At 67.1% G+C, this 20,453-nt stretch carries 22 protein-coding genes; 12 read left to right on the forward strand and 10 right to left on the reverse strand.

The genetic code is table 11. The features are described 5' to 3' along the window. Window positions 1-70 precede the first annotated feature (70 nt). The 3 genes from sodB to ACNFBT_RS00260 all read right to left on the reverse strand — a co-directional run bounded on the left by sodB (window position 71) and on the right by ACNFBT_RS00260 (window position 1,977). Window positions 71-652: a superoxide dismutase [Fe] gene (gene sodB / locus ACNFBT_RS00250; RefSeq protein ID WP_152225940.1), complete on the reverse strand. Its 582-nt coding sequence runs from the start codon at window positions 650-652 to the stop codon at window positions 71-73. A 311-nt stretch (window positions 653-963) separates the two neighbouring features. Then, window positions 964-1,566, reverse strand: coding sequence for a LysE/ArgO family amino acid transporter (locus tag ACNFBT_RS00255; RefSeq protein WP_416745380.1), 603 nt, complete (start codon window positions 1,564-1,566; stop codon window positions 964-966). Between the two features lie 3 nt (window positions 1,567-1,569). Beyond that, window positions 1,570-1,977: an ACT domain-containing protein gene (locus tag ACNFBT_RS00260; protein ID WP_416745382.1), complete on the reverse strand. Its 408-nt coding sequence runs from the start codon at window positions 1,975-1,977 to the stop codon at window positions 1,570-1,572. 93 nt (window positions 1,978-2,070) lie between these two features. On the opposite strand from ACNFBT_RS00260, the gene ACNFBT_RS00265 reads away from it, so the two are divergent. After that, window positions 2,071-2,976: a LysR family transcriptional regulator ArgP gene (locus ACNFBT_RS00265; protein ID WP_416747141.1), complete on the forward strand. Its 906-nt coding sequence runs from the start codon at window positions 2,071-2,073 to the stop codon at window positions 2,974-2,976. On the opposite strand, the gene ACNFBT_RS00270 is transcribed toward ACNFBT_RS00265, so the two are convergent. Continuing rightward, window positions 2,963-4,024, reverse strand: coding sequence for a saccharopine dehydrogenase family protein (locus ACNFBT_RS00270; protein ID WP_416745384.1), 1,062 nt, complete (start codon window positions 4,022-4,024; stop codon window positions 2,963-2,965). The genes ACNFBT_RS00265 and ACNFBT_RS00270 overlap by 14 nt on opposite strands. 191 nt (window positions 4,025-4,215) lie before the next feature. On the opposite strand from ACNFBT_RS00270, the gene ACNFBT_RS00275 reads away from it, so the two are divergent. Beyond that, window positions 4,216-5,205 carry an NAD-dependent epimerase/dehydratase family protein gene (locus ACNFBT_RS00275; RefSeq protein ID WP_416745387.1) on the forward strand — a complete coding sequence of 330 codons (990 nt, stop codon included), beginning with the start codon at window positions 4,216-4,218 and terminating at the stop codon, window positions 5,203-5,205. Between the two features lie 166 nt (window positions 5,206-5,371). Here the strand turns inward: ACNFBT_RS00275 and ACNFBT_RS00280 are convergent, their stop codons facing one another. Then, window positions 5,372-5,641, reverse strand: a complete 270-nt coding sequence (locus ACNFBT_RS00280) for a hypothetical protein (RefSeq protein WP_416747143.1) — start codon at window positions 5,639-5,641, stop codon at window positions 5,372-5,374. A gap of 255 nt (window positions 5,642-5,896) precedes the next feature. Between ACNFBT_RS00280 and ACNFBT_RS00285 the strand changes: the two genes are divergently transcribed. The 4 genes from ACNFBT_RS00285 (at window position 5,897) to ACNFBT_RS00300 (ending at window position 9,731) form a co-directional block, all read left to right on the forward strand. After that, entirely contained in the window at window positions 5,897-6,736 is an 840-nt protein-coding gene (locus ACNFBT_RS00285; RefSeq protein ID WP_416745389.1) for an ATPase, read from the forward strand. A 198-nt stretch (window positions 6,737-6,934) separates the two neighbouring features. Further along, entirely contained in the window at window positions 6,935-7,162 is a 228-nt protein-coding gene (gene feoA, locus ACNFBT_RS00290; RefSeq protein ID WP_370600035.1) for a ferrous iron transporter A, read from the forward strand. Window positions 7,163-7,167: 5 nt separating this feature from the next. Continuing rightward, window positions 7,168-9,462, forward strand: coding sequence for a Fe(2+) transporter permease subunit FeoB (feoB, locus tag ACNFBT_RS00295; protein ID WP_416745392.1), 2,295 nt, complete (start codon window positions 7,168-7,170; stop codon window positions 9,460-9,462). After that, complete coding sequence (locus tag ACNFBT_RS00300; RefSeq protein ID WP_416745394.1) at window positions 9,462-9,731, forward strand: FeoC-like transcriptional regulator; 270 nt, start codon at window positions 9,462-9,464, stop codon at window positions 9,729-9,731. Before feoB ends, ACNFBT_RS00300 begins: the two co-directional genes overlap by 1 nt. Before the next feature lie 327 nt (window positions 9,732-10,058). On the opposite strand, the gene ACNFBT_RS00305 is transcribed toward ACNFBT_RS00300, so the two are convergent. From ACNFBT_RS00305 to ACNFBT_RS00315, 3 genes are read right to left on the reverse strand one after another with little or no spacing between them, the layout of a single operon-like run. Continuing rightward, on the reverse strand, window positions 10,059-11,108 hold the full coding sequence (locus ACNFBT_RS00305; RefSeq protein ID WP_416745396.1) for an alkene reductase: 1,050 nt from the start codon (window positions 11,106-11,108) through the stop codon (window positions 10,059-10,061). 30 nt (window positions 11,109-11,138) lie between these two features. Then, window positions 11,139-12,302 (reverse strand): MFS transporter, encoded by a 1,164-nt coding sequence (locus ACNFBT_RS00310; protein ID WP_416745398.1) that lies wholly within the window; start codon window positions 12,300-12,302, stop codon window positions 11,139-11,141. A gap of 49 nt (window positions 12,303-12,351) precedes the next feature. Further along, window positions 12,352-12,669, reverse strand: a complete 318-nt coding sequence (locus ACNFBT_RS00315) for an ArsR/SmtB family transcription factor (protein ID WP_416745400.1) — start codon at window positions 12,667-12,669, stop codon at window positions 12,352-12,354. A gap of 502 nt (window positions 12,670-13,171) precedes the next feature. On the opposite strand from ACNFBT_RS00315, the gene ACNFBT_RS00320 reads away from it, so the two are divergent. Then, the gene (locus tag ACNFBT_RS00320) at window positions 13,172-13,765 is read left to right on the forward strand and encodes an ACP phosphodiesterase (RefSeq protein WP_416745402.1); all 594 of its coding nucleotides are present in this window, start codon (window positions 13,172-13,174) and stop codon (window positions 13,763-13,765) included. Window positions 13,766-13,843: 78 nt separating this feature from the next. Continuing rightward, window positions 13,844-14,707, forward strand: coding sequence for a universal stress protein (locus ACNFBT_RS00325; RefSeq protein WP_416745404.1), 864 nt, complete (start codon window positions 13,844-13,846; stop codon window positions 14,705-14,707). A 134-nt stretch (window positions 14,708-14,841) separates the two neighbouring features. On the opposite strand, the gene ACNFBT_RS00330 is transcribed toward ACNFBT_RS00325, so the two are convergent. Together ACNFBT_RS00330 and olsB are read right to left on the reverse strand one after the other, a co-directional pair. Next, the gene (locus ACNFBT_RS00330) at window positions 14,842-15,621 is read right to left on the reverse strand and encodes a lysophospholipid acyltransferase family protein (RefSeq protein WP_416745406.1); all 780 of its coding nucleotides are present in this window, start codon (window positions 15,619-15,621) and stop codon (window positions 14,842-14,844) included. Further along, entirely contained in the window at window positions 15,621-16,376 is a 756-nt protein-coding gene (gene olsB, locus ACNFBT_RS00335) for an L-ornithine N(alpha)-acyltransferase (RefSeq protein WP_416745407.1), read from the reverse strand. Before olsB ends, ACNFBT_RS00330 begins: the two co-directional genes overlap by 1 nt. Before the next feature lie 146 nt (window positions 16,377-16,522). Here olsB and ACNFBT_RS00340 point away from each other — a divergent pair, with 146 nt between their 5' ends. The 4 genes from ACNFBT_RS00340 to ACNFBT_RS00355 all read left to right on the forward strand — a co-directional run bounded on the left by ACNFBT_RS00340 (window position 16,523) and on the right by ACNFBT_RS00355 (window position 20,029). Beyond that, window positions 16,523-17,419, forward strand: coding sequence for an acyl-CoA dehydrogenase (locus tag ACNFBT_RS00340; RefSeq protein ID WP_416745409.1), 897 nt, complete (start codon window positions 16,523-16,525; stop codon window positions 17,417-17,419). A 111-nt stretch (window positions 17,420-17,530) separates the two neighbouring features. After that, a complete protein-coding gene (locus tag ACNFBT_RS00345; protein ID WP_416745411.1) occupies window positions 17,531-18,316 on the forward strand; it encodes an MBL fold metallo-hydrolase in 786 nt (261 codons plus the stop codon). A gap of 235 nt (window positions 18,317-18,551) precedes the next feature. Further along, a complete protein-coding gene (locus tag ACNFBT_RS00350; RefSeq protein ID WP_416745413.1) occupies window positions 18,552-19,694 on the forward strand; it encodes a serine hydrolase domain-containing protein in 1,143 nt (380 codons plus the stop codon). Continuing rightward, on the forward strand, window positions 19,691-20,029 hold the full coding sequence (locus ACNFBT_RS00355; protein WP_416745415.1) for an amidase: 339 nt from the start codon (window positions 19,691-19,693) through the stop codon (window positions 20,027-20,029). The genes ACNFBT_RS00350 and ACNFBT_RS00355 overlap by 4 nt, the downstream gene beginning before the upstream one ends. Window positions 20,030-20,453: the final 424 nt, after the last annotated feature.

Below are 20,453 nucleotides of genomic sequence, written 5' to 3' on the forward strand. Positions count from 1 at the left end.
CTGGTTCTTGCGCGTACAGAACGAAGAAACCCGGCACAAGGCCGGGTTTCCAAGGTCACGCTGGGGGGAATCAGGCAGCGAAGTTCTTCGCTACGAAGTCCCAGTTCACCAGGTTCCAGAACGCTTCTACATACTTCGGACGCAGGTTGCGGTAGTCGATGTAGTAGGCGTGTTCCCAGACGTCGCAGGTCAGCAGCGGGGTGTCGCCGCTGGTCAGCGGGCAGCCGGCGCCGATGGTGCTGGCCAGGGCCAGGGAGCCGTCGGCCTTCTTCACCAGCCAGCCCCAGCCGGAGCCGAAGGTGCCGATGGAGGTCTTGCTGAACTCTTCCTTGAACTTGTCGAAGGAACCGAAGGCAGCGTTGATGGCGTCAGCCAGGGCGCCGGTGGGCTGGCCACCGCCGTTGGGGCTCAGGCAGTTCCAGTAGAAGGTGTGGTTCCACACCTGGGCGGCGTTGTTGAAGATGCCGCCGGAAGAGGTCTTGACGATGTCTTCCAGGCTCTTGCCTTCGAACTCGGTGCCCGGAACCAGGTTGTTCAGGTTCACGACGTAGGTGTTGTGGTGCTTGTCGTGGTGGTATTCCAGGGTTTCCGCGGAAATGTGCGGCTCAAGGGCATTCTTCGCGTAAGGCAGCGGCGGCAATTCGAAAGCCATGTTCTCTCTCCTATCTCACTCAGTCTGGGCTAGCGCGGCGAACGCGCGACCGGTACACGGGGCCGGTTGAAGTATTTGTCGCGGCATCCGGGCGTAGCTGCAATGCGTCCGCAAGGGACCAGGGCAGCGCGCCAGTTGCGTCCGGAAGCCGTGGCTTCCGGCGCCGCGAAGGTCGGATCATAGCACCCGACCCTGGGCATATCCACGCAGCATCTGTAGGGTCAAAGGCCGTGCGGCAGGGGCTACGCCTGCGCGCGCCCCTCACTATGCTCCGACCGGGATGACGAATCGTCGTTCGACCTTTTTCCCCGTCAGGCTGCGAACACCAGTTGCGCCGCCATGCCCAGCATCATCACCGCCACCATCAGGTCCACCAGGCGCCAGGTGGCTGGCCGCGCCAGCCAGGGGGCGAGCCAGGCGGCGCCCAGCGCAAGGGTGAAGAACCACAGCAGCGAGGCGCTGGCCGCGCCCATGGCGTAGGCGCCGGGGGCTGCCTGCTGGGCGCCGAGGGAGCCGATCAGCAGCACGGTGTCGAGGTAGACGTGGGGGTTGAGCAAGGTCACCGCCAGCGCCGCCATCAGCACGGTACGGCGCGAGCGCGGACCGGTCTCCCCGCCATCGCCCATGGCCTCGGGGGCAATGGCCCGGCGCAGCGCCTTGAGCCCGTACCAGAGCAGGAAGGTCACCCCGCCCCAGCGGGCGACGGCCAGCAGCGTCGGGTTCTCGGCGAGGATCCTGGCCAGGCCGAATACCCCGGCGCTGACCAGGATGGCGTCGCACAGCACGCACAGCGCCGCCACCGACAGGTGGTGCTCACGACGCAGGCTCTGGGCGAGGACGAAGGCGTTCTGCGCGCCGATGGCGATGATCAGGCCGGCGGCGACCAGCAGGCCGTTCAGGTAGCTCTGCCACATGGCTCAGATTCCTTCTGGATTGAGGGCGAGGGCGCGCAGCACGTCCAGCGCGCGCGGGCCGTCGGCGTGGGCGACGAACAGGTGGTCGTGGTACCAGGCGGCGATCACGTTGCAGCTGATCCCGGCCTTCGCCAGGGCGGTCGCCACGGCCGCGGTGAGGCCAACCGCCTGCAGCGCGGAATGCACCTCCAGGGTCAGCCAGGCGGCGACGTAGTCGAAGCCCAGCCCGGCCCGTTCGGCCTCGGCGCGCGGCAGGATCAGCGTCAGCCCCTCGCGCTCGCGGAAGCTGCCCAGCGGCTGCAAACCGACCGGCAGCCGGCCGTCGGGCAGAGTGCAGAACACGTACTCGCCGTCGTTGAGTACCGGGGTCATGCCGCGCAGCAGCGCGGCCAGGGAGGTTTCGCCAGCCATGGGGAAGGTCCATCGAAGAAGGGGAATGCTGGCGATTGTCGAGTGTTCGGTTGTATAAGAAAAACCAATGTTGCTGATGTCTCATTAGGGAAACTGATCATGTTCGACTACAAGCTGCTCGCCGCCCTGGCCGCCGTGGTGGAGCAGGGTGGCTTCGAGCGCGGTGCCCAGGTGTTGGGGCTGTCGCAGTCGGCGATTTCCCAGCGCATCAAGCTGCTCGAGGCGCGGGTCGGCCAACCGGTGCTGGTGCGGGCGGCGCGGCCGCAGCCGACCGATCTGGGCCGGCGTCTGCTCAACCATGTGCAGCAGGTGCGCTTGCTGGAGGGCGACCTGCAGCAGTGGGTGCCGGCGCTGGACGACGGCGCGGCGCCCGAGCGCCTGCGCCTGGCGCTGAATGCCGACAGCCTGGCGACCTGGTGGGCGAAGGCGGTGGGCGACTTCTGCGGCGAGCGCCACGTACTGCTGGATCTGGTGGTGGAGGACCAGGAGGTCGGCCTCAAGCGCATGCGCGCCGGCGAAGTGGCCGGGTGCGTCTGCGCCAGCCCGCGACCGGTGGCCGGCGGGCGCAGCGAGCCGCTGGGGGCGATGCGATATCGCGGTCTCGCCAGCCCCGGGTTCATCGCCCGGCACTTCCCCAAGGGCGTGACGCCGACGGACCTGGTGCGCGCCCCGGCCATCGTCTATGGCCCGGACGACCAGTTGCAGCACCGTTATCTGCAGAGCCTCGGCGTCGACGGCCACTTCAGCTATCACCTGTGCCCGTCGTCCGAAGGCTTCGTGCGCATGACCAGCGGCGGCCTCGGCTGGGGGCTGGTGCCCGAACAGCAGGTACGGGGCGAACTGGAGCGCGGCGAACTGGTGGACATGCTGCCGGGGCGGGTGATCGACGTGCCACTCTACTGGCACCACTGGCGCAACGGCGGCGAACTGCTCGCCGCCCTGACCCGGCACCTGCTGGCGAAGGCGCCGAGGCTGCTGGTGCCGATCAACCCCGAATGACGATCTTGCCGCTGCCCGGCAACTGCTCGATGCAGCGTGCACCGAACAGTTTCGACGGGGTGAAGTAGCCGCGGGACTCGGGCTGGGCGAGCAGGTGACGGACCGCGAACAGCACGCCGTGAATGGTCACGTCGTAGCCGTTGGCGGTTTCCAGCCGCGCCGTGCGGCGCTCGCCACGGGCATTGCGCACTTCACCCCAGACCCAGGTGCGCAGTTTGCCGCGGGCCATCTCGTCGGGGCCGTGGACGCGCTTGTCCACCTGCTCCTTGAGCCAGTTCTGCACTCGGTCGTGACCCAGCAGCGGACGGAAGGTATCCATCACCCGCATGCCGATGGCGGCGGCGGGAGGCACCGGCAGGTAGACCTCGATGTCGCCGATGCCGGTGGAGAAGAACGCCGTCGCCACGTCGCCCCAGGGAATGGTCACGGCGTGCTTGAGGCCCCGGCCGAAGTCGATGTCGCGGCGCTTGTAGCCCAGCGGCACCTCGCGCAGGCGCCCGGACTCGCGTACCTTGCCGCCCAGCTTGAGGCCTTCCACGGTGGTCTTGGCGGTGCCCGGCGACAGCCCGCTGCCGCTGTCGAAGCCCAGGGCCAGGTGGATGGCTTCCGGCATGGCCTCCTTCAGGCAGGCGGCCACGCAGTCGGTGGGGATCACGTCGAAGCCCACCCCGGGGCAGAGCGCGATGCCCGCCGCACGGGCGACCTCGTCGAGATCGTGGGCGTGCTCGAACACGGCAATCTCGCCGGTGATGTCCACGTAGTGCGTGCCGCTGGCGATGCACGCCTCGATCATCGGCGCGGCCGTGGCGGAGAAGGGGCCGGCGCAGTTGGCGAGCACCGCGACATCCGCCAGCGCGGCCTGGGTGGCGGCGCTGTCGTTCAGGTCGAAGACCCGGCACTCCAGGCCGAGCGTGCTGCCCAGGGCGTGCAGGCTGGCGGGGTTGCGGCCGCCGAGGATTGGCGCCAGGCCCTCGCGCTGCGCCTGTTCGGCCACCAGCCGGCCGGTGTAGCCGTTGGCGCCGTAGATCATCCAGTGGGGCTTGCTCATGGTCTGCTCTCGGTGAAAAACCAATTCCTAGAGCGTAGTTCCATTCGCCCCCTGGCTGTCACCGACCGCAAGTCGTGCAACCCTGGAGCGGCCGTGCGGTCTGCAAGGATTCGTTTCTGGCGTACAAGGCCAGGGTAGTACGCTGTGGCGGCTGCTAGAGTCGCCGCATTAGAAGAACAGGAGTGGCGTGCATGAAGATTCTGGTCACCGGAGCCAGCGGGTTCATTGGCGGGCGCTTTGCCCGCTTCGCCCTGGAGCAGGGGCTGGCGGTGCGGGTGAACGGACGGCGCGCCGAGGCGCTGCAGCCGCTGGTGGCGCGTGGCGCCGAGTTCATGGCCGGCGATCTGGCGGACCCGGCGCTGGTGCGCTCGTTGTGCAGCGACGTCGATGCCGTGGTGCATTGCGCCGGTGCGGTGGGCGTGTGGGGCAGTCACGACTATTTCCACCAGGCCAACGTGGTGATGACCGAGTCGGTGGTCGAGGCTTGCCTGAAGCAGAAGGTGCGGCGCCTGGTGCACCTGTCGTCGCCGTCGATCTACTTCGACGGCCAGTCCCATGTCGGCATCAATGAAGAGCAGGTGCCCAAGCGCTTCGCCAACCACTACGGCTCGACCAAGTACCAGTCCGAACTGGTCGCCCTAGGAGCGCAGGAATTCGGCCTGGAAGTGCTGGCGTTGCGCCCGCGCTTCGTTACCGGCGCCGGCGACACCAGCATCTTCCCGCGCCTGATCGCCGCGCACCGCAAGGGCCGCCTGCGGATCATCGGCCAGGGCCTGAACAAGGTCGACTTCACCAGCGTGCAGAACCTCAACGATGCGCTGTTCGCCAGCCTGATGGCGGACGACGCCGCGCTCGGCCAGGCCTACAACATCAGCAATGGCCAGCCGCTGCCGCTGTGGGATGTGGTCAATTACGTGATGCGCCGCCTGGAGTTGCCACCGGTGACGCAGCACATGCCCTATCCCCTGGCGTACACGCTGGCGCTGCTCAACGAAGGCGTGTGCAAGGTGCTGCCGGGGCGCCCAGAGCCGACCCTGCATCGCCTTGGCATGGCGGTGATGGCCAAGGATTTCTCCCTGGATATTTCCCGCGCCCGCCAGTACCTCGACTATGACCCACAGGCCAGCCTGTGGGACGCGCTGGATGAGTTCTGCGATTGGTGGCGTCTGCGCGGCGCGTGAAAGGTTGGCTGGCGTAAGGCGTATAACCGTTCGCGGTTATACGCCGATACACCCGACTCAAATCCGTCGCCATGGCTGAACCTGGCCAATCAATTCCTGCCCGATCCCGAGCGACGCAGCACCAAGGCCAATCGGCGTATAACGCGGAGCGTTATGCGCCCTACGTTCAGCCCCGCAATGGCCCTGTGTAGTGCCGCTCGCCGCCCTGCATCGGCAGGAAACTCGGCTCCTGCACCACGCGGGGCAGCTTCACGCCGCTCAGTGCGCTGAGGCGCTCGCCCAGCTGGCGCGTGTCCTCCCGCTCCGATCCGGCGCAGGCACGCAGCATCCGCTCGATGGCATCGCTGTGCTGGAACTGGATGTCCAGCGCCTGTTCTTCACGCAGACGGCGGCGCAGGTCGCGCATGCAGTCCAGGATGGCCTTGTTGAGTTCGATCACCCGACTTCCTCCCCTCGCGAAGGGCGCCCAAGCGGCACCGAGTACCTGGAGCGGGAGCAAGGCGCGTGCCACGGTGTCGCAAAGCCACTACTGGCGGGTCGTCCAGGGAACTGCGCCTCGCACAATGCGGTCTTCTGTGCGCCGACGCGGTGCGTCGCGCTCCGTGATGGCACGCTGCTCACGCCTGTGCCTGAACGGATATACTGCGCGTTGCGCAGGCAACACGCCGCTTTATCCCCACAGGTTTACTCCATGCGTAACGACTCGTTCGACGAATTCGATGATGTGCCCAGCCTCTCCACCGACGCCTCCGACCGCGACGAGTTCGGGCATCACCCGCGCCGTGTGGTCGAGCCCAGCGGTCGCCCGCTGCCCCAGCCGGTGAAGCGCGGCGGCAGCACCGGCCCGCTGTGGGCGCTGGTCGCCGCGATGGCGATTGCCCTGGGCGGCGTGGCCTGGTGGAGCCATCAACAGCTGATGCTGATGGAGCAGCAATTGATCGCCACGCAGGAGAGCTTCGCCAAGATCAGCGAGGAGGCCGCCGGCCGCCTGGATGACATCCGCGGCAAGTTCGTTGCCAACGAATCCAACGGCACCAGCGACCGCGAGGCGCTGAAGCTGCAGGTCAAGCAACTGCAGGGCCGCCTGGCCGAGCAGGCCAAGGCGCAGCAGACCTCGTTGTCCGAATTCGATGGCGCCCAGGGCAAGCGTCTGGCGCAGGTCAGTGCCGACCTCAAGGCTCAGCAGGAAAGCGCCGCGCAGCTGATTGCCCAGCTCGACGGCAAGCTCAAGTCCCTCTCCGACGAACAGGCCAAGTTCAAGAACATGCAGAGTGACCTGGCCGCCGCCAACCAGCAGATTCAGGGGCTCAACACCGAGATCGCCAGCCTGAAGAAGCAGGGCAACCAGAGCCAGGCGATCAAGAGCCTGCAGGACGATCTGCTGGTGCTGCGCTCCGAGGTCGATGGCCGCCAGGGCCAGGCTAACAGCGACACCAAGGAGTTCGATGTCTTCCGCATTCAGGTGATGCGCAACATCAACACCCTGCAGCAGCAGGTGCAGAACCTCCAGCAGCAGCTCAGCACGCGCTGACCCGAAGCGCTGGCGCAATCGCACAGGCCCTCGCTCTTCCGGAGCGGGGGCTTTTTGTTTGTGCGATCCCCCCTTGTGAGTACCGACCGCAAGTTTTGCCGCAGATCAGTTTTCGGCCGGCAGACGAGGCGAATAATGCCTGACAAATGAGAGTCATTCCGATTCTCCTCAGCAGGCACTTTCGCCCGGAGGCATCCCATGCACCCTGTTCAAGCGCATCGCCGCTACCGCATCACGGGGTATCGGCCCGGAATCGGCGCGGCCTTCCGCCAGCGTCTGTTCGCCATGGGCCTGTTGCCCGGCGCGGAGCTGCACGTGCGTCGCGTGGCGCCGCTGGGCGATCCGGTGCAGGTGGACACCCGCCAGTGCAGCCTGGTGCTGCGCCGCCGCGACCTGGCCTTCCTCGACCTCGCCCCGCAGGACTGAGCCACATGGACGAACTGCGCATCGGCCTGATCGGCAACCCCAACGCGGGCAAGACCACCCTGTTCAACCAGCTCACCGGCGCCCGCCAGCGGGTCGGCAACTGGGCCGGCGTTACCGTGGAGCGCAAGGAAGGCAGCTTCCGCACGGCGCGCCAGCCGGTACGGCTGATCGACCTGCCCGGCACCTATTCGCTGACCACGATTTCCACCCAGGCGTCCCTCGACGAGCAAATCGCCCGGCGCTGCATCGTCGATGGCGAAGTGGACGTGCTGGTCAACGTGGTGGACGCCACCAACCTCGAACGCAACCTGTACCTCACCGTGCAATTGCGCGAGATGGGCCTGCCCTGCGTGGTCGCCCTGAACATGCTCGACATCGCCCGCACCCAGGGTCTGAACATCGACCGCGAGGCGCTGGCGCGGGAGCTCGGCTGCCCGGTGGTGCCGCTGGTATCGACCCGTGGCGAAGGCATCGACGCGTTGAAGGCCGCCATCGACGCGCTGGCGCCGCAACAGCCCTTGCAGGTGCCTTATCCACAGGCACTGCGCGAGGCAGTGAGACAATTGCTGCCGGCCGGCGCGCCTGCCTCCGACGGCTGGCTGGCCCTGCTGGCGCTGGAAGGCGACCTGCACAGCGCCCGCCAGCTCAAGCTCGACCCTGCGCGCCTGCTGGCCGCCCGTGACGCGATCCGTTGCGCCTGCGGAGAAGACCCGGAGCTGCTGCTGGTGGACGCGCGCTACCGGCTGATCGGCGAACTCTGCGAACGCGCCAGCAACCACCGCGAGGCCACGCCGCACCGTCTGACCCTGGTGCTGGATCGCTTCGCGCTGAACCGCTGGCTGGGCATCCCGGTGTTCCTCCTGGTGATGTACCTGATGTTCTTCTTCGCCATCACCCTGGGCGGTGCGTTGCAGCCGATCTTCGATCAGGGTTCCTCGGCGCTGTTCATCGACGGCATCCAGTGGCTGGGCGCCCGTACCGGCGCGCCGGACTGGCTCACCGCGCTGCTGGCCCAGGGCCTGGGCGGCGGGATCAACGCGGTGCTGCCGCTGATCCCGCAGATCGGCCTGATGTACCTGTTCCTCGCCCTGCTCGAAGACTCCGGCTACATGGCCCGCGCCGCCTTCGTCATGGACCGGCTGATGCAGGCCCTCGGCCTGCCGGGCAAATCCTTCGTGCCGCTGATCGTCGGCTTCGGCTGCAACGTGCCGTCGATCATGGGCACCCGCACCCTGGACAACCCGCGCGAGCGCCTGATGACGTCGATGATGGCGCCGTTCATGTCCTGCGGCGCGCGGCTGGCGATCTTTGCCGTGTTCGCCGCTGCGTTCTTCGGCCAGAACGGTGCGCTGGCGATCTTCTCGCTGTACCTGCTGGGCATCGTCGTCGCGGTGCTGACCGGGCTGCTGCTCAAGCACACGCTGATGCGTGGCGATGCCTCGCCCTTCGTCATGGAATTGCCGCTCTACCACGTGCCGCACCTGCGCAGCCTGCTGCTGCAGACCTGGATGCGCCTGCGCGCCTTCGTGGTCCGCGCCGGCACCGTGATCATCCTGGTCAGCCTGGTGATCGGCGGGCTCAACAGCGTCACCCTCGACGGCCGCCCGGTGCAGGGCGACATCGCCGACTCGGCGCTGTCCAGCCTCAGCCACCAGGTCACGCCGTTGCTCAAACCCATGGGCGTACACGAGGACAACTGGCAGGCCACGGTCGGCCTGGTGACCGGTGCGCTGGCCAAGGAAGTGGTGGTCGGCACGCTGAACACCCTGTACACCGCCGAGCACATCCAGGGCGAAGCCTTCGATGCCGACGCCTACGACCTCTGGGGCCAGCTGAAGCAGGCCGGCGCGGATACGCTGGACGGCCTGCACGACGCCTTCAGCCTCAGCGTGCTGGCCAACCCGGTGGCCGCGAGCATGGCCGATGGCGAGATGGAGGCGGGCTCCATGGGCACCTTCGCCGCCAAGTTCGGTAGCCCCCTGGCCGCCTACAGCTACCTGGTGTTCGTGCTGCTCTACGTGCCCTGCGTGGCGACCCTTGGCGCGCTGACCCGTGAAAGCGGCCGCGGCTGGATGACCTTCGCGGTGTTCTGGGGCCTGAACGTGGCGTACTCGCTGGCGACCCTCTGCTACCAGGTCTTCAGCTTTGCCGAGCACCCGCAGTACAGCATCGTGGCCATCGGTCTGGTGTTGGCGTTCAATCTGGTGCTGTTCCTGATTCTGCGCTGGGTCGGTCGGCGTGGGCTGGAGCTGGATGGCGAGCGCAAGTTGCGCGCTGCACCGGCGGGGAGTTGCCACTGATGGCCACGGCAATCGCGGTGCGCAACCTGCTCGGCGAGATGGGCGAGGCGGACGTGCCGATCCTGGCCCAACGTCTTGGTGCCTCGAGGGCTCTGCTCGAAGCGCTGCTGGAGCGCTTGCTGGCGATGGGCGTGGTGGAAAAGATCGCGCCCGAGCCGGCGGCCTGCGGGAGTTGCAAGGGCTGTGCGGAGGCGACTCGGTGTGCGACGACGGGGTATCGGTTGTCCAGGAGCCGCAACGACTGCGTCGTGCCAATGCGTTGGGTGTAGGGGCATCTGCCTTTTTCAGGAAAGTTCGTGTCTGCGTTTCCCCTCACCCCAGCCCTCTCCCGAGGGAGAGGGAGCCGTCCGTGCCGGCTGACGCTTAGGCTTCATCCTGCTCCGAACGGTACCCTCTCCCGCTTGCGGGAGAGGGTTAGGGTGAGGGGCTTTTGATCTTGTAGGAGGGACCTTGTCCGTGAAGTCCCGCAGGATGGCGCCGATTTCGCGGATAAGATCCGCTCCTACAAAACGACGCTTCCTGAGACGCCCGGCTCGGAAAACAAAAAGGGCGCCTTCAAAAGAAGGCGCCCTTTTCATTGACGCTGGAACCCGCCGTTACAGGCGCGGGTAATCCAGGTAGCCGACCGGGCCCTTGGCGTAGAAGGTTTCCGGGCGCGGCTCGTTCCAGGCGGCGTCTTTCTGCAGACGGGTCACCAGGTCCGGGTTGGCGATGAAGGGAACGCCGAAGGCGACTGCGTCAGCCTTGCCGCTCGCCAGCCACTGGGTGCCGGTTTCCTTGGTGAAGCTCTCGTTGGCGATGTACACGCCGCCGAAGATCTCCTTCAGTTTCGGGCCGATGCTGTCGTTGCCGGCCTTCTCGCGGGTGCAGATGAAGGCCACGCCGCGCTTGCCCAGCTCGCGGGCCACATAGCCGAAGGTGGCCAGCGGGTCGGTGTCACCCATGTCGTGGATGTCCATGCGCGGCGACAGGTGCACGCCGACGCGGCCGGCGCCCCATACCTCGATGGCGGCGTCGGTGACTTCCAGCAGCAGGCGGGCGCGGTTCTCGACGGAGCCGCCGTACTGGTCGGTGCGCTGGTTGGTGCTGCTCTGCAGGAACTGGTCGAGCAGGTAGCCGTTGGCACCGTGGATTTCCACGCCGTCGAAACCGGCGGCCTTGGCATTCTCTGCGCCCTGGCGGTAGGCCTCGACGATGTCGGCGATCTCTTCGGTTTCCAGGGCGCGCGGGGTGACGAATTCCTTGATCGGGCGCACCAGGCTGACGTGGCCGGCCGGCTTGAGTGCACTCGGCGCCACCGGGGTTTCACCGTTCAGGTACAGCGGGTCGGAGATGCGGCCCACGTGCCACAGCTGCAGCATGATGCGCCCGCCGTTGGCGTGCACGGCCTTGGTGATGTTGCTCCAGCCGCGCACCTGGTCGTCCGACCAGATGCCGGGGGTGTCCGGGTAGCCGACGCCCATCGGGGTCACCGAGGTGGCCTCGCTGAGGATCAGGCCAGCGTCGGCGCGCTGGGTGTAGTACTCGGCCATCAGCGCGTTGGGCACGCGGCCTTCGTCGGCGCGGCAGCGGGTCAGCGGGGCCATGACGATGCGGTTGGGCAGTTCCAGGTCACCGATGACGATAGGGTCGAAAAGCGTGGTCATTGCGTTACTCCGGGGCGTGAGGGTGGAGGATCAATCGAGGACGGGTTGGGTCTGGTTGGGCTTGCCGCTGAAGGCGATCATCACCGCGATCAGCGCGAGTACGGAGAGCACGGCGCCGGCCAGGGGCACGCGGGTCAGGCCCAGGCCGTGGTCGATGACGCTGCCGCCGATCCACGCGCCGATGGCGTTGCCGACGTTGAAGGCGCCGATGTTCAGGGTGGCGACGAGATTCGGTGCGGACTGACCGACGCGCACCACGTTGACCTGCAGGGCGGGCACCGCGGCGAAGGCGGCGGCGGCCCAGATGAACAGGGTGATCTCGGCCGGGATCAGCGAGGCGCTGGTCCAGCTCAGCACGGTGGAGACCACTGCCATGGTGGCGAACACACCGGCCAGGGTCGTGCCCAGGCGCCAGTCGGCGAGGCGGCCGCCGATGATGTTGCCCAGGGTCAGGCCGAGGCCGATCAGTACCAGGGTCCAGGTGATGCCGCGCGGCGACACCTGGGTGACTTCGCCCAGCAGCGGCGCGACGTAGGTGAACAGGGCGAACACGGCCGCCGAGAACAGCACGGTGGTGCCCAGCGCCAGCCACAGCGGGCCGTTGCGCAGCGCGGCGACTTCCTTGCGCATGTCCACGGCTTCCTCGTCGTGCTTTTTCGGCAATACGCGCCAGAGGCCGATCAGCGCGAACACACCGATCAGGGTCACGGCCCAGAAGGGCGAGCGCCAGCCGGCGACCTGGCCCAGCGCGGTGCCAGCCGGCACACCGAGCACGTTGGCCAGGGTCAGGCCGGTGAACATCAGGGCGACGGCGGAAGCCTTGCGGTTGGCCGGCACCAGGCTGGCGGCGACCACCGAGCCGATGCCGAAGAAGGCGCCGTGGCACAGCGCGGTAATGATCCGCGCCAGCATCAGCAGACCGTAGTTAGCGGCCACCGCGCAGAGCAGGTTGCCGAGGATGAAGATGCCCATGAGCATCAGCAGGGCGGTCTTGCGCGGCAGGCGGGCGGTGAGCAGGGCCATGATCGGCGCGCCGATGGCAACGCTGAAGGCATAGCCGCTGACCAGCCAGCCGGCGGCGGGAATGGTCACGGAGAGGTCGCCCGCGACCTCGGGCAACAGGCCCATGATCACGAATTCCGTGGTGCCGATGGCAAACGCGGACAAAGCGAGGACGAGAAGCGAAGTGGGCATGCGCCTGCTCCTGGAAAATGAATTGTGTGGTGGCTGGCAGTAGCCGGGGTTACAGCGCTTCGCTCAGGTGGCGAACAAAGGCCTGGATGGTTTCTTCATTGCGTTTGAAGAAGTTCCACTGGCCGACTTTTCGACTGGTCACCAGGCCCGCGCGCTGGAGGGTGGCCAGATGCGCGGAGACGGTGGATTGCGACAGACCGGTGCGCTGGTCGAACTTGCCGGCGCAGACGCCGATCTCGAAGGACTGGTGTTCCTGCTCGACGAAGTAGCGCTCCGGGTCCTTGAGCCAGTGCAGCATGTCGCGCCGCACCGGGTGGGCCAGGGCCTTGAAGATTTCGTCGAGATCGAGATTGGTGTGTTCAGTCATGGGCACATCGGTATATCGCGTTGAGACGAACTATATATCGGTGAAAAACGATATGAATTCGTTTGGCGCGATAGTAATGATCGACACACGTGATATTAGCCTTCGGCACCGTCGTAGGAGCGGACTTCGTCCGCGATGATTTCCCTCGTGCCGGGCGTGCTTTTGTAGGAGCGGAGCTTCTCCGCGAAGCCGGCGCACGCTGAACGCTTCGCGGACAAGGTCTGCTCCTGCGAGATACATCTGCGCTCGGGTCGGCCCTCACCCTAACCCTCTCCCAGGGGGAGAGGGGACCGTTCGGTGCAGGAGGAATTCTCGGCCTCAGCCGGCACGGACAGCTCCCTCTCCCTGGGGAGCGGGGCGCGCTGCCAGTGTTGGGGTGAGGGGGATAGCCTACGCATTGGCTGTCCAGAAGCAGACAGTTGCTCCTACGAATCCCGCCCACCTGTTTCGCGAGGGCATTCATTCGCGCAGGGCTGGATGATTCCGCGTTACTCTCTTTCCCATGAACTACCTCGCGCATCTCCATCTGGGTGGCGACCGGCCCGCCCAACTGCTCGGCAGCCTCTACGGCGACTTCGTCAAAGGCCCGCTTGCCGGCCAATGGCCCGCGGACATCGAGGCGGCCATCCGGGTGCACCGGCGCATCGACGCCTTCACCGACAGTCACCCTTTGATACACATTGCCAAGACGCGCTTCCCGCAGGAGCGCCGGCGCATGGCCGGCGTGCTTCTCGACGTGTTCTTCGACCATTGCCTGGCCCGCGACTGGGGGCGTTTCTCCGAGGAGCCGCTGGAGCAGTTCACCCATCGCGTCTACGGTGTACTGGGCCGCACGCCCGGCCTGCCGGAGCGTCTGGCGCGCATTGCACCGCGCATGGCCGCGCAGGACTGGCTGGGCAGTTATCGGCAGTTCGAGGTGCTGCAGGACGTGGTGTTCGGGATGTCCCGGCGCCTGTCGCGTCCGTCCCTGCTGGACGGCGCCTGGGAAGAACTGGAGCGCTTGTACCTGCCCTTGAGCGCTGACTTCCGCGAGTTCTACCCTGAACTGCAGTCCTTCGTCAGAAGTCTGCCGGAATCGATGGGCGGTCCGGCCTGACTTGATGTGCGTCAACCTCCTGACGCGCCGGAGCGTGTGCAATGGATGCATCTGAAGGACGACGAGAGGAGCAGCAATATGAAGTCGTTAATGGTCGCAACGGATCTGTCTGGCCGTTCGGAAAAGGCTCTGCACCGCGCGGCGGCACTCGCCAAACGCTTCGCCTGTCCCTGGACCGTGCTCTACGTAGTCGATGAGGACCAGCCGGCCGCACTGGTCGAGCAGGAGGCGACCCAGGTCAAGATGATGCTGGAGGCGCGCCTCGTCGAGCTCACCGAACTGGCTGGCAGCAGCCCGACACTGATGGTCGAGCGCGGCGATCCGAATCAGGAGATTCTCGCCGCAGCCAAGAGCCGCAATGTCGAATTGCTGGTGATGGGCGCCCATCGCAAGAGCGTGCTGCGCGACATCTTCGTCGGCACCACGGTGGAACGCGTACTGCGTGCCGGCCAGTTGCCGGTGCTGGTGGTCAACCAGCCGGCGAACGGTGAATACCGCGACCTGCTGCTGGCGCTGGACGCATCCCATGCTTCGGCCAACGCGGTGAATGTCGCGGGGGCGCTGGGCCTGCTCGACGGTGCCGTGCGCCGTGGGATCTACGCCTTCAGCCCGATGGCCAAGGGCATGATGCAGTACTCCGGGGTCAGCGAGGAGCGGGTCGACGAGTTCGTCAGCACCGAGACGCGCCAGGCCGTGGACGAGCTGAAGGCCTTCCTGCGCGACGAGCAGCTGGAAGATCGCATCGATGAACAACTGGTGGCCGTCGGGCTGCCGGGCAATGTGCTGCAGCGGATGGTCGACAAGCATCGGCCTGATCTGCTGGTCATGGGCACTCGGGGCATGGGCGGGATCAAGCGTGCCCTGATCGGCAGTGTTGCCGACTACGCTCTGCGCGAGCTGGATTGTGACATCCTGGTCGTGCCGCCGGAGGCCGGCGCCTAGAGGCTGTTTTCAGGCTTCACCGGGCGGCTCGAGGGTGCCGCCCGGCGCAGTTCGAAAGCCGTTTCGTCAGAGTGGGAACCCGCCGGCCGTCGGTTACGGCGGGCTCCAATTCCTTCCTGCTTTCCCTGATTTCTTCAAGCCGCAGCGGCCGCGATGGCCGTTTCTTCCTGAGCTTCGCAAACCACTGCGTGGATCGCGCTGCGCGCCTGCTGCGCCAGCAGATTGCGGTCCTGGTGGGCGCTGGACAGCGCCGGCAGCAGATGGATTTCCACCACGCCCCGATCATTGCCGAACAGCCGCAGCAGGTGGCTGACCAGGTCGTCGTCGCCGATGAAGGGGGCCAGCTCGCACGCCTGGCCGTCGCGGCGGTAGCGCAGCGCCACCGGCTGCACCGATACCCCGGCTTCGATGGCGCTGGCCATCAGGCGGCCGTGGAAGGTGCGCAGGCCCTGGCCGTCGGTGGTCGTGCCTTCCGGGAAGACCAGCAGCGAACGGCCGCGCGACAGGTGCGTGGCCAACTGCGCGTTGATCATCCTCGAATCGCCCGAGCCGCGGCGGATGAACAGGGTGCCGGCCTTATCCGCCAGCCAGCCGGCCACCGGCCACTGGCGCACTTCCGCCTTGGACAAAAACGTCAGCGGCAGTAGCGCGCCGAGCAGCGGGATATCGACCCAGGACACATGGTTGGAAACCCACAGCATCGGCTGGCCGGGCAATTCGCCGTGCACCTTGACCTCGAAGGGCAGGGCGGCGCTCAGGCGCGCCAGGAACCAGCGCGTCAGGCGCTGGCGCAGGGGCATCCAGTCGCAGCCGGGCAGGCGTTCCAGCAGGCTGACGAAGCAGGCCAGCGCCAGGCCCAGCGTCAGCACCAGCATCAGGCGGGCGACGCGCAGCCAGGCGCGCAGGCTGCGCATCACACCGCCGCCTTGAAGTGGCGGGCGTAGCGCGGGCAGAGCTCGTCGCGCTTGAGCAGGATGAACACGTCGGCGACGCCGAAGTCCGGGTCCCAACACGGCTCGCCGCAGATCTTCGCACCCAGGCGCATGTAGGCCTTGAGCAGCGGCGGCAGCTCGGCGGTGAGGTTGTCCGGCACCTCCATGGGCGGCAGCGGAGTCTTGGGCTCGGCGCGCAGGTTCTGCTGGCACAGGTAACGGTCGCGCAGACGCTGCATCACGGCGCGGGCCTGGATGCCGCCGTCGCGCATGGGGATGCTGGCGCAGCCCATCAGGTAGCGGTAGCCGCCTTCGTTGAGCACTTCCGCCAGCTCGCTCCACAGCACGGCGATGGTGCCGCCATTGCGGTAGTCGGGGGCGACGCAGGTGCGGCCGATTTCCAGCACCGGGCCCTGCAGGTTGTCCAGGCCGTCGAGGGCGAACTCCTCCTCGCTGTAGAAGCGGCCCAGGCGCTGCGCGGCGCGGTGGTCGAGCAGGCGGGTGGTGGCCACCAGCGCGCCGGTGTTCAGGTCGCGCACGCCGATGTGGGCGCAGTGGCGGTCGTAGTCGTCCATGTCCAGGCCTTGGTCCGCGCCCTTGAGCTGGGCATCGAACTCGCTGCTGAACACGCGGTAACGCAGGGCCTGAGCTTCGCGCAGGGCGCGAGCGCCGCGCAGACGCACGGCCTTTAGACGGCGTTCTGCCGGGGTGTCACAGGAGAGGGCGATCTGGCTCATGCGAGGCCTCCGTGAGCCGGCCATGCGGGTTGCGGCCGGTCGGCTTTGTTGTGCAAGCTCAGGCTAGGAATGAGCGGTGTCACCCCCATGACGGCGCGGTGATGCTTGTATGACAACGACGAATGGCTTGAAGAAGGAGCGCCGCAATGCCCTGGAAATGCCTGCTCGGCCCGCAGGAACGACTGCCCGCCGGAGTCCCCCTGGACGACTGGTACGCCGAGCTGCTCGAGCGTGCCGGCACTGTCGGCAGCTTCGAACTGGCGGTGCTCGGCGGGCGCCTGGCGGCTACCCCGGGGTTGGCCTTTCTCGCCGGTTACCAGGGCGCCTTGCGCGCACTCTGGCCGGCGGCGCCGCTGAGCCTGGGGGCGCTGTGCGTGACCGAGAAGAAGAGCGTGCGCCCGGCGGACCTGCAGACCCGCCTCGACGGCCTGGTGCTGCACGGCCAGAAAGACTTCGCCACCGCCGCCGACCGCGCGGCCTGGTGGCTGGTGGCGGCGCGCGATGAATACGAGGGCGAAGCCCCGCGCCTGGCGATGACCGTGGTGCAGGCCGGCGCGCCCGGGGCGAAGCTTGCGCCGCTGCCTGCCCTGCCGTTGCTGCCGGACATTCCCCACGCCCGCCTGCTACTCGACGGCGCCCATTGCGAGCGCCTGCCCGGCGATGGCTGGGAGAGCTACAGCAAACCCTTCCGCACCCTGGAGGACACCCATGTACTGGCGGCCATCTGCGCCTGGCTCTACGGCCTGGCCAACGAGCTGCGCTGGCCGGCGGAGTTGACGCTGCGCCTGGTTGGTGTGCTGGCCGGTTGTGCGGAAGTGAGCCGGCAGTCGGCCAGCCAGGCGGAAACCCACCTGTTGCTGGCTGGGGTGTTCAGCCAGTTCGAGGGATTGTCGGCGGCGCTGGATGCCGCGTTCGCCACGGCCGATCCGGCGCTGGCGACGGCCTGGAAGCGCGACCGGGGCGTCCTGGCGATCGCCGGTGCGGCGCGGGCCAAGCGCCTGGAGAAAGCGCGCGTGGCGTTGGGGCTTGATCCAGGTCAGTGAGCGCCGGGGGCGGGGTGGTTAGCCTTTGCGGCCGTTTCTGCGGTCGTACTCAGAAATTTCCGCACGGCTACCCACTGTTTCCCGCCCACTACTCTCGACAGGAATCCCCCCATGCGACGCGAACCCATCGTGCTGTTCGACGACGGCAAACACCAGTGCCTGTGTTTCGACGATCTGGTGAGTGGCGATGGGGTGCAGTCCAACCAGTTCCTGATCGTCGATCACGAAAAGCGCCTGCTGCTCGACCCGGGCGGCGACCTCACCTACACACCGCTGTCGCTCGAGCTGTCCAAGCTGTTCCCGTTGCAGGAGCTGGACTACATCTTCGCCTCGCACCAGGACCCGGACATCATCGCCGCGCTCGACAAGTGGCTGCTGCACACCCGCGCCAAGGTCATCTGCTCCAAGCTCTGGGCTCGCTTCCTGCCGCACCTGACGGCCAACTACCTGGCGGTCAGCCACGGCATCTCCACCTATGACCGGGTCATCCCGCTGCCCGACCGTGGCGAGTCCGTGCAACTGGGGCGCTGCCAGCTGAAGATGATCCCCGCGCACTTCCTGCATTCGGTGGGCAACTTCCAGGTCTATGACCCGGTGAGCAAGATCCTCTTCTCCGGCGACATGGGCGCCTCCCTGGTGGACGACGCCAGCCCCGTGCAGGACTTCGCCGCCCACCTGCCGCACATGGAAGGCTTCCACCGCCGCTACATGGCCTCCAACAAGGTCGCCCGGCTGTGGGCCTCGATGGTGCGCGGCATGGAAGTCGAGATGATCGTCCCGCAGCACGGCCGTCCCTTCGTCGGCAAGGCAATGATCAGCGCCTTCCTCTACTGGATCGAAAACCTGCAGTGCGGCATGGACCTGCTGGGGCCGGAGGACTATCAGGTACCGCGCTGAGCCCCAGTCCACGATCTGCTGCGCGTCGGCATAACTGCGTTGGCAACAGGCGAGTACTGCTTATTTACCCTCCGCATCCTCGCCTGTTTCTGCCTTGTTCTGCTCCAGCTCGCGAGATCGTGAACGGGGGCTGACCGATTGCGCCAATCGTCCTTGAACTCGGCACGATCGGCGCTTATTCCGTCATCTTCGCCGTGCTAGGGTGCGGGCCGACCCGATAACAAGAGGCCCCCCGATGCCCACCTTCCCGCGCTTTTCCCCGCGCAGGCCGCTGTTGCGTGCCCTGGCGCTCGCCAGTTGCCTGCTCGGTGGCCATGCCCATGGCGCCGATACCTGGCCCGAGGCCGACTGGCCCCACGGCGCCACGCCCAGTGGCGCCGCCGTCCAGGCCTTCGAAAACTACGCCTTCCCCACCCGCGACGACGCGACCCGCAAGGGCGTGCGCACCGACGCCGTGGTGGTGATCCGCGACGGCCAACTGATCTACGAACGCTACGCCGGCCCGACCAGCGCGCAGACGCCGCACCTGGCCTGGTCGATGAGCAAGAGCGTGATGGCCAGCGTGCTCGGCGTGGCCTTCGGCGAGGGCCGCTTCCAGCTCGACGACCCGGTGGCCAGCCACTATGCGCCGTTCGCCGCGCACCGCGATATCCACATGCGCCACCTGCTCAACTGGGCCTCGGGCCTGGCCTGGCAGGAGGACTACGAGTACGCCCCGGTGCGTTCCTCGGTGGTGGCGATGCTCTACACCCGTGGTCGCGACGACATGGCGAAATTCGCCGCCGACTTCCCGCTCGACGCGATCCCGGGGCAGCGCTTCCGCTATTCCAGCGGCGACAGCAACGTGCTCTCGGCGACCCTCAGGCAGATGGTCGGAGCGCAGGCCTACGCGGACTATCCCTGGACAGCGCTGTTCCAGCCGCTGGGCATCCAGTCGGCGGTGTGGGAACGCGACGCCAGCGGCACCTTCGTCGGCTCCTCCTACGCCTACATGACCGCCCGCGACATGGCGCGCATCGGCCTGCTGATGCAGCGCGGCGGGCGCTGGAAGGATCGCCAGCTGTTGCCGCAGGCCTGGATGCAGTTCGTCCTCGCGCCGTTCCCCCACTACAAGCCGCAGGCGGAAAAGCCCGGCGAAGCGGTACCCGGCGGCCAGTGGTGGCTGAACCGCGCGATGGCCGGCGCCCCGGCGCCCTGGCCAAGCGCGCCGGAGGATACCTTCGCCGCCCTCGGCCACTGGGGCCAGGCGCTCTACGTGATTCCCGAGGACAAACTGGTGATCGTGCGCTACGCCGACGACCGCGACGGCAGCTACCAGCACGACGCCTTCCTCAAGCTCGCCCAGGCGGCCTTCGCCCACGGGGAGGTGCAGCCATGATCCGCCGTCATCCGGTCCTCACCGCACTGGTCCTGCTGTTGCTCATGCTCGCCGCCACGGCCTGGCAGAACCGCGTCCACCTGGCGGCCTTCCCCGGCATCATCGGCGCCTACACCGCCAAGGAGTACTGCTCCTGCCGTTACGTCATGGGGAACACGACGGACTATTGCCGGGCCTATACGAAGCAGTACGTGCCGACCAGTGGATTCTTCGACGACGAAGCGCGCAAGCGGGTGACCGCCCGCGGCCTCGGCAGTACCCAGACTGCCGCCTGGCTCGGCGCGCGCGAAGGATGCCAGCTGATGCCCCAGGCGGATGAGTTGCCCAACCAATGACGGGTACGTTCCACGGAGCGGGGCGACCCGCTCTGGAGGAACGATGCCTTCTCTGAAATGTGCCTTGATGGGGGCGCTGCCGATTCTGGCCAGCCCCTGGCGCTGGCCGAGTGGCAACTGGACGGCGGCACGTCACGGATCAGCTTCGTCTCAGTCAAGCGCGGCAAGATGGCGCGTGGCTGAGTGGATCTCGTAGGCGCAACTGTCTTCTTCTGGAAGGTCTGTGTCTGCGCTTTCCCCTCACCCCAACCCTCTCCCAAGTGAGAGGGAGCCGTCCGTTCCGGCTGACACCATGGTTTCCTCCTGCGCCGAACGGTCCCCTATCCCGCTTGCGGGAGAGGGTTAGGGTTAGGGTGAGGGTGAGGGCCTCTTGATCTCGCCGGAGAGGCGGGGCGCTAGCCCTTGTTCGTGCTTCTCGCGTCAC

Origin of the sequence: Pseudomonas sp. NY15181 (assembly GCF_048068055.1) — a bacterium.
GTDB lineage: Bacteria > Pseudomonadota > Gammaproteobacteria > Pseudomonadales > Pseudomonadaceae > Pseudomonas.